This window comes from Roseateles sp. P5_B10 (genome assembly GCF_056400485.1).
In genome coordinates this window covers 1-1412 of sequence record NZ_JBFULE010001098.1, presented here as the reverse complement: position 1 = coordinate 1412, position 1412 = coordinate 1, and the positions used below count along the sequence as shown (strand labels likewise).

The window sequence follows — 1412 nt, the reverse complement described above, 5'->3', positions numbered from 1 at the left end:
CTTGGCGTCGGTCTTGCGCGCATCCCAGGCAGCGCGCGTGGCAGCGGCGATGTCGGGGCGGAATCGTTCCAGCGCCTTCATCCAGACGCTGGCACGCAGCACGAACATGCCGCTGTTCCAGTAGTAGTCGCCTTCGGCCAGATAGCGCTGGGCGGTCTCCAGGTTGGGCTTCTCGACGAACTGTGCGACCACCAGGCCCGCGGCGTCGCCCGAGGTGCGGATATAGCCGTAGCCTGTTTCGGGCCGGTCTGGCGTGATGCCCAGGATGGCGATGGCACCTTCGGCCGCGATGCGGACCGCGTCCTGCAATGCCGCGGTGAAGGCTGCAGGGTTGGTGACGGTCTGGTCGGCCGGCGTGACGACGAGGACGGGGTCCTTGCCGCCCTCGAGTGCGGCCAATGCGGCCAGCGTCAGCGCCGGTGCAGTGTTGCGGCCCAGCGGTTCCAGCAGCACGCTGCTGGGCTCCTGCCGGGTCTCGCGCAATTGATCCAGTACGAGAAAGCGGTGCTCCTCATTGCCGACGATGCAGGGACCGGCGAGCTCGAACTCGGGCGAGGCCAGCGCGGCCAGGCGGCGCGCGGCGAGCTGGAACAGGCTCTCATTGCCGGACAGCACGAGGAATTGCTTGGGGTAGCCGCTGCGCGACAGAGGCCAGAGCCGGGTGCCGGAGCCGCCGGCCATGATGACGGGTTGAACGTGGGTCATGCGGGATTGAAACCGTGAGGGTTGAGTCGTTGCCAGCGCCAACTGTCTTGGCACATGCGGGCGAGATCGAGCTTGGCCTCCCAGCCAAGCAACTCGCGCGCCAGGGCCGGGTCGGCCCAGCAGGCTGCGATGTCGCCAGGGCGGCGCGGGACGATTTCGTAGGGCACGCTGCGGCCGCTGGCGGCTTCGTAGGCGCGCACCAGGTCGAGCACGCTGTAGCCCTGGCCGGTGCCGAGATTGACGGTCAACGAGCCGGTATTGGCCAGCAGCCAGCGCAGTGCAGCGACGTGCCCTTCGGCCAGGTCGCTGACATGGATGTAGTCGCGCACGCCAGTGCCGTCGGGCGTCGCGTAGTCATTGCCGAAGACGGCCAGCTTGGTGCGCCGGCCCACCGCCACCTGGGCGACATAGGGCATCAGGTTGTTGGGCGTGCCGCGCGGGTCTTCACCGATGCGGCCGCTCTCGTGGGCGCCGACTGGATTGAAGTAGCGCAGGCAGGCGGTCTGCCAGGCTGGATCGGCGATGCCGAGGTCGTGCAGGATCTGCTCGCCCATCAGCTTGGTCGCGCCGTAGGGGTTGGTCGACGAGGTCGGTGCGTCCTCGCGCAGGGGTAGTTTGTCCGGAGCGCCGTAGACGGTGGCGCTGGAGCTGAACACCATGCGCGTGCAACCGTGGCGCTTCATGGCCTCGCAGGTGTTGACGAGGCC

At 68.3% G+C, this 1412-nt stretch carries 2 protein-coding genes; both read right to left on the bottom strand.

Annotated elements, in window-relative coordinates; translation table 11 throughout:
- Positions 1 to 705, bottom strand: a 705-nt coding sequence (locus AC1DU6_RS31145) for a sugar phosphate nucleotidyltransferase (protein ID WP_477861993.1), incomplete at its 3' end; no start/stop codon positions are given.
- The coding region (galE, locus tag AC1DU6_RS31140) for a UDP-glucose 4-epimerase GalE (protein ID WP_477861991.1) at positions 702 to 1412 on the bottom strand (711 nt) is incomplete at its 5' end. The genes AC1DU6_RS31145 and galE, both read right to left, overlap by 4 nt.